The organism is Virgibacillus salarius (assembly GCF_039521925.1).
Taxonomy (GTDB): domain Bacteria; phylum Bacillota; class Bacilli; order Bacillales; family Amphibacillaceae; genus Virgibacillus; species Virgibacillus salarius.
Genome location: NZ_BAAACY010000158.1, coordinates 4482 through 9586 on the forward strand (window position 1 = coordinate 4482; position 5105 = coordinate 9586).

At 37.9% G+C, this 5105-nt stretch carries 7 protein-coding genes; 4 read left to right on the forward strand and 3 right to left on the reverse strand.

What is annotated here, in order from left to right:
- Positions 1–715 precede the first annotated feature (715 nt).
- Positions 716–1687 carry a phosphate acetyltransferase gene (pta, locus tag ABDZ84_RS19180; RefSeq protein WP_026681823.1) on the reverse strand — a complete coding sequence of 324 codons (972 nt, stop codon included), beginning with the start codon at positions 1685–1687 and terminating at the stop codon, positions 716–718.
- Between the two features lie 243 nt (positions 1688–1930).
- Here pta and hemQ point away from each other — a divergent pair, with 243 nt between their 5' ends.
- The 4 genes from hemQ (at position 1931) to ABDZ84_RS19200 (ending at position 4230) form a co-directional block, all read left to right on the forward strand.
- The gene (gene hemQ, locus ABDZ84_RS19185) at positions 1931–2677 is read left to right on the forward strand and encodes a hydrogen peroxide-dependent heme synthase (RefSeq protein WP_026681824.1); all 747 of its coding nucleotides are present in this window, start codon (positions 1931–1933) and stop codon (positions 2675–2677) included.
- Positions 2678–2967: 290 nt separating this feature from the next.
- Entirely contained in the window at positions 2968–3393 is a 426-nt protein-coding gene (locus ABDZ84_RS19190; RefSeq protein WP_026681825.1) for a cell wall hydrolase, read from the forward strand.
- A 35-nt stretch (positions 3394–3428) separates the two neighbouring features.
- On the forward strand, positions 3429–3878 hold the full coding sequence (gene gerQ / locus ABDZ84_RS19195) for a spore coat protein GerQ (RefSeq protein ID WP_026681826.1): 450 nt from the start codon (positions 3429–3431) through the stop codon (positions 3876–3878).
- A gap of 100 nt (positions 3879–3978) precedes the next feature.
- Complete coding sequence (locus tag ABDZ84_RS19200; protein WP_026681827.1) at positions 3979–4230, forward strand: hypothetical protein; 252 nt, start codon at positions 3979–3981, stop codon at positions 4228–4230.
- 16 nt (positions 4231–4246) lie between these two features.
- Here ABDZ84_RS19200 and ABDZ84_RS19205 read toward each other — a convergent pair whose 3' ends face one another.
- Together ABDZ84_RS19205 and ABDZ84_RS19210 are read right to left on the reverse strand one after the other, a co-directional pair.
- A complete protein-coding gene (locus ABDZ84_RS19205) occupies positions 4247–4615 on the reverse strand; it encodes a DUF423 domain-containing protein (RefSeq protein ID WP_026681828.1) in 369 nt (122 codons plus the stop codon).
- Positions 4616–4631: 16 nt separating this feature from the next.
- On the reverse strand, positions 4632–4928 hold the full coding sequence (locus ABDZ84_RS19210; RefSeq protein ID WP_026681829.1) for a YwdI family protein: 297 nt from the start codon (positions 4926–4928) through the stop codon (positions 4632–4634).
- Positions 4929–5105 lie beyond the last annotated feature (177 nt).

Genomic DNA, 5105 nt, shown 5'->3' on the forward strand with positions numbered 1-5105 from the left:
CACGGATAGCGATTTTCACTTTACCCATTGTAAAAAAAGTCAACCTATTACTTATGACAAGAATTGTTGCACCTTCTCATAGCGGAGACGAATTACGTAGACTTCTGCGGGATTAGCGCGAGCCGAAAATCCACTTTGCAACGTGTTCTTCTTTGCAAAGTTAGTTGAGGCCGTGCCCGCGGAAAGCGAAGTAATTAGTCGGAGCATTGCCAATATACATCAAACATTTCAAAATAACTACTTGGCTTAACGCAGTCATTGCACTGATTTGATACTTTCTTAACTTAGAACAAAAGCGTGAGCGCCCGATTAGAAACATAGCGACTGGAGCGAGTCAACGGAGATAAAGGATTCATGGAGCTTGCGAGCCAATGATGACTTATCGTATGGCGATTCGTGAAGTCGCCTCTTTTCTGGATGCTGGAGCTGAACGCGGCTCAACACGCCCCCTATTTAGCCACATGGCTAATTTTATTTTTTCCTAGATCACCAAAAAAACGAAAGATAATTAACCTACACTAATTATCTTTCGTTTTTTATTACTTTTGTCTAAGCCTCCATAGCAGATAACTGGAATATACTTTCTTTCCACGGAAAACAAATTTCAGCCTCTCCTCAGCATAACACTCACTGTGAATCTGTAAACCGTTTCTCCTTCCGTAGTCTGTATATTCAAGTTTTTCATCTAAAAAGGTTTCCGAAACAATCCCTTTCATTATTCTGCTTGAGCAGCAGTAATTAATGCTAAATTATAAACGTCCTCTGCACTACAGCCTCGTGACAGATCATTTACAGGTTTGTTCAAACCTTGTAAGATCGGACCAACTGCTTCAAATTCACCTAAGCGTTGGGCAATCTTATAGCCGATATTTCCAGCTTCAAGACTTGGAAATACAAAGACATTAGCATCACCCTGAAGTTCAGCATTCGGTGCTTTTTTCTTTGCTACACTTGGAACGAATGCTGCATCGAATTGAAACTCTCCATCAATAGTTAAGGAAGGATTCTTTTCCTTTGCAATGTTTAGAGCTTCAACAACTTTTTCCGTTTCCTCTGACTTAGCTGAACCTTTAGTAGAAAAACTAAGCATAGCTACACGTGGCTCCACGCCAAATAATTCTGCAGTTACCGCACTTTCCACTGCGATCTCAGCAAGATCTTGACTATTTGGAGCTATATTAATGGCACAATCAGCAAATACATATTTCTCCTGTCCTCGCACCATAATGAATACACCTGATGTTTTTTGGACACCTGCTTTTGTCTTAATAATTTGTAATGCAGGTCTAACTGTATCGGCAGTTGAATGCGCAGCACCACTTACGAGTCCATCTGCTTGATTCATGTAAACAAGCATTGTCCCAAAGTAATTCTCATCTAGTAGAATTTTTTCCGCGTCCTCTTTGGAAACTTTACCTTTACGACGTTCCACAAACGTCTCCACCATCAAATCAAATTCTGGAAATTCAACTGGATCCATCAATTTACAACGAGATACATCTACTCCAATGTCCTCTCCCTTTTGTTTAATAACCGTTTTATCACCAATTAATATTGGTGTTAGGATGTCAGCTGCTGCCAACTGACTAGCTGCTGTCAATATACGTTCATCTGTCCCTTCTGGAAACACGATAGATTTATTTTGGTTAGAAACCTTTTCTTTCACTTGCTCAAATAATTGACTCACTTTTATAAAACCTCCTAAATGGATATAGTTAAATAGTAGATGATTTTTTACATAAATTAAAGCAATTCCTATCTAGCTTTATACGTTTTTTGACAGTCTTATGACAATATAGCGAACGATGACGAATTGATATGTTTACGTCATGAATATACTGCCCAAATTATGCTATAGTAAAAACAGATCGTAAATAAATTAAAAGGTGCTCGTCATAACCTTACACACATAGTTAAAGGAGAGATAAATATGGTAGAAGCAGTGGAAACGATGGACGGCTGGTATAGCCTCCATGATTTTCGTACAGTAGATTGGACTTCCTGGAAACTTGCTACAGAAGATGAGCGTAAGGAAGCAATTGACAGCCTTCAACATTTACTTGTTAAATGGGATAAAGTTGAAGATGGGAAAGATGGAAGTCATGCCCTTTATAATATAGTAGGGCAAAAAGCAGATCTTATGTTTATGTTCCTTCGTCCTACAACAAATGAATTAGCTACCATTGAAACAGAATTGAATAAATCAAAAATGGGTGAGTTTTTAATACCTGCTCATTCCTATGTTTCGATTGTAGAACTTTCAAAATACCGACCGTATAAAGAAGAGCATCCGGAAGAAATACCAGAAATAGCCGCAAGGTTAAAACCAATCTTACCAAAATGGGAGCATGTATGCTTTTATCCGATGGATCGGCGACGCCATGGTGATGAAAACTGGTACACGCTTGAAAAAGATGTGCGAGGTAAACTGTTATACGAACATAGCATGACTGGCAGAAAATATGCGGGTAAAGTCTCACAAATTATAACTGGTTCCATTGGTCTTGATGACTGGGAATGGGGAGTTACTTTATTTGCTCATGACCCATTGCAATTTAAGAAAATTGTCTATGAAATGCGTTTTGATGAAGTAAGTTCTAAATACGGAGAATTTGGTGAATTCTTTGTAGGAAACCATCTTCCAAATGAAGCAATAGCAACATATTTGGAAATATAAGCCTCCTACTTAGCGAATTAAAAGATGTCCATGAATTGGGCATCTTTTTTATAGTCTAGGAAATTATAAAATTTAAGCCTATGGGTAAATATGGGGTCGACTCGTAATCACAGCGTGATTCCTTTATCTCCGTTGACTCGCTTCAGTCGCTATGTTTCTAATCGGGCACTTGCGCTTTTGTTCTTTTCCTTTAACAAAGCAAACGTAACATTTGATTTTATAACATATTTTCAATGCCTGCCACATACATATACTAATGCAACCAGAATGGACAGAAATGAGGAATGCAAATGGCTCTTGTCGCACATACAGATAATGATGTGGCGTTGTTAGCAAGATTAATGCGTGCGGAAGCGGAGGGGGACGGGGAGTTAGGAATGCTTATGGTAGGTAATACAGGTATTAATCGTGTCATTTCTAATTGTCTTGATTTTACAGAAATTCGAACGATTAATGATATGGTATTCCAAAGCCCTGGTGGGTTTGAAGCGACACAAAAAGGTTACTTTTACCAGCGAGCACGCGAAGCTGATAAACGGTTAGCTCGTAGAGTCATTCAGGGAGAACGACAGCATCCAGCAACAAATTCGTTATGGTTCTTTATGCCCGCTGGAGATTGTCCTGCTCAATGGTATGGTCAATGGAATGTAGGAAGATTCAAGTCTCATTGCTTCTATGCACCTACCGCCTCTGAATGTCCTTCCGTTTTCCGATAGTGAGGCATTAATATTTACTAATAGGAGGGTTTTACATGAGTGAAAACCAGGAAAATAACAATCAGCAAGCAGGAAACGGATATCAACCTTATCCGTATTACTATTATCCACCTTCATCTCCAGCTTATTATCCAAGTTATAATATGAGACAATACCCACCAACACAACAACAGACACAGCAACCATATCCTACGACCAGTAATCAGGGAATGCTTCCCATGCAGGAATCATACATCGAAAATATTCTTCGTTTAAACCGAGGAAAAGAAGCTACTGTTTATATGACTTTTGAAAATAATGACCAGTGGAATGCAAAAGTTTTCAAAGGGATCATTGAAGGTGCAGGCAGAGATCACATTATTCTAAGTGATCCGCAAACGGGTAAACGCTACCTCTTGCTGATGGTTTATTTAGACTATGTAACCTTTGATGAAGAACTAAATTACGCGTATCCATATGCAAATACCTCATACTCACCACGTTAAAAATCAAAATACGATCTAATAGAAAAGGGATGACACAACTTCCTTTGTGTTATCCCTTTAGCTATTAGATGTTTAGCAGTAAACAGAAAGGATGGATTCCATGAAGCATCCTTATGAAAAATTTATATTAGTCGAACTTATTACATTAGCTTGTGCCGCTGTAATCGGATTAATTGCACTTATAAAAGGCTATTTATTCTTAATTCTTTTCTGTCTTTTCCTTATTTCCATTAGTCTCGTATGTGATGGAATGATGGAATGGAACTTATACAAATCCATTCAAGCATTAAAGCAAGTGGCTCGTGCAGTACTTATCGTATTATTTTCTATCTATTTCCTATTTCAACTATAAACTATCGTATATAAAGCTATAAATGTTTTACAGCGAATGTACCCAATAGCACCCAGCCAATCAAAAATGCTACACCACCGAGCGGTGTGATCATTGCAAAGGTTTTAATTGCAGTTGTCGAATAAATATACAAACTTCCCGAAAACAGAATGATACCGATAAAGAACATCCAGCCTGCCCAAATAATACTAGCAGGATCAGCCTTCATCATTAATAATCCTGTTACTAATAATGCCATAGTGTGAAACATTTGATAATTTACTGCTTTTTCCCAGGTAGATAAAGCTTTTTCTGAAAGTCTTCCTTCTAAACCATGGGCACCAAACGCTCCCAACGCTACTGCTAAAAACCCATTAATCATGCCTAATACTAAAAATAGCTTCACGATTTACACCTCTTTATTAAAAATCAAAAATTGAATCCCCATTTGCTTCATCGTGTTCATTACCCGAGCTTGGTTTTGATGGTCTATGTAGTTTCGCATCATTATCACCAAGCATCGCCTTCATCTCTAAGGGAGAAATACCATTAACCTTAGCCCTAACTTGATCTTTTGCACTATCCTCAAGGAACAAATCACATAATAAACGAACATGACGAATATGCTTCACCAACTCTTCAGTGTTATTATCTTGATCTTTTGCTTCGTTTAGTTCATTTATCATTTTTTGTATGATTGTGGTATTTGCCACTGCCATTCATCTTGCTCCTTTCTTTTCTACCTCTTTTCATTATAAAAGCTGTGCTTCAGTAAAACAAACGTTTATTTGCATCATTCTCTCTTCATAAATCACTTTCTATAACAATAAGAAAAACGGAGCAAAATTCGCTCAGTCCTTATCACTAAATGCTCAGATTTACGCTTCCTCTAGTAG

What these genes read in the sequence shown, in the direction of transcription:
- hemQ (WP_026681824.1), top strand. Translation starts at nt 1,931, where the DNA reads ATGGTAGAAGCAGTGGAAACGATGGACGGCTGGTATAGCCTCCATGAT.
- ABDZ84_RS19190 (WP_026681825.1), top strand. Translation starts at nt 2,968, where the DNA reads ATGGCTCTTGTCGCACATACAGATAATGATGTGGCGTTGTTAGCAAGA.
- gerQ (WP_026681826.1), top strand. Translation starts at nt 3,429, where the DNA reads ATGAGTGAAAACCAGGAAAATAACAATCAGCAAGCAGGAAACGGATAT.
- ABDZ84_RS19200 (WP_026681827.1), top strand. Translation starts at nt 3,979, where the DNA reads ATGAAGCATCCTTATGAAAAATTTATATTAGTCGAACTTATTACATTA.
- ABDZ84_RS19210 (WP_026681829.1), bottom strand. Translation starts at nt 4,928, where the DNA reads ATGGCAGTGGCAAATACCACAATCATACAAAAAATGATAAATGAACTA.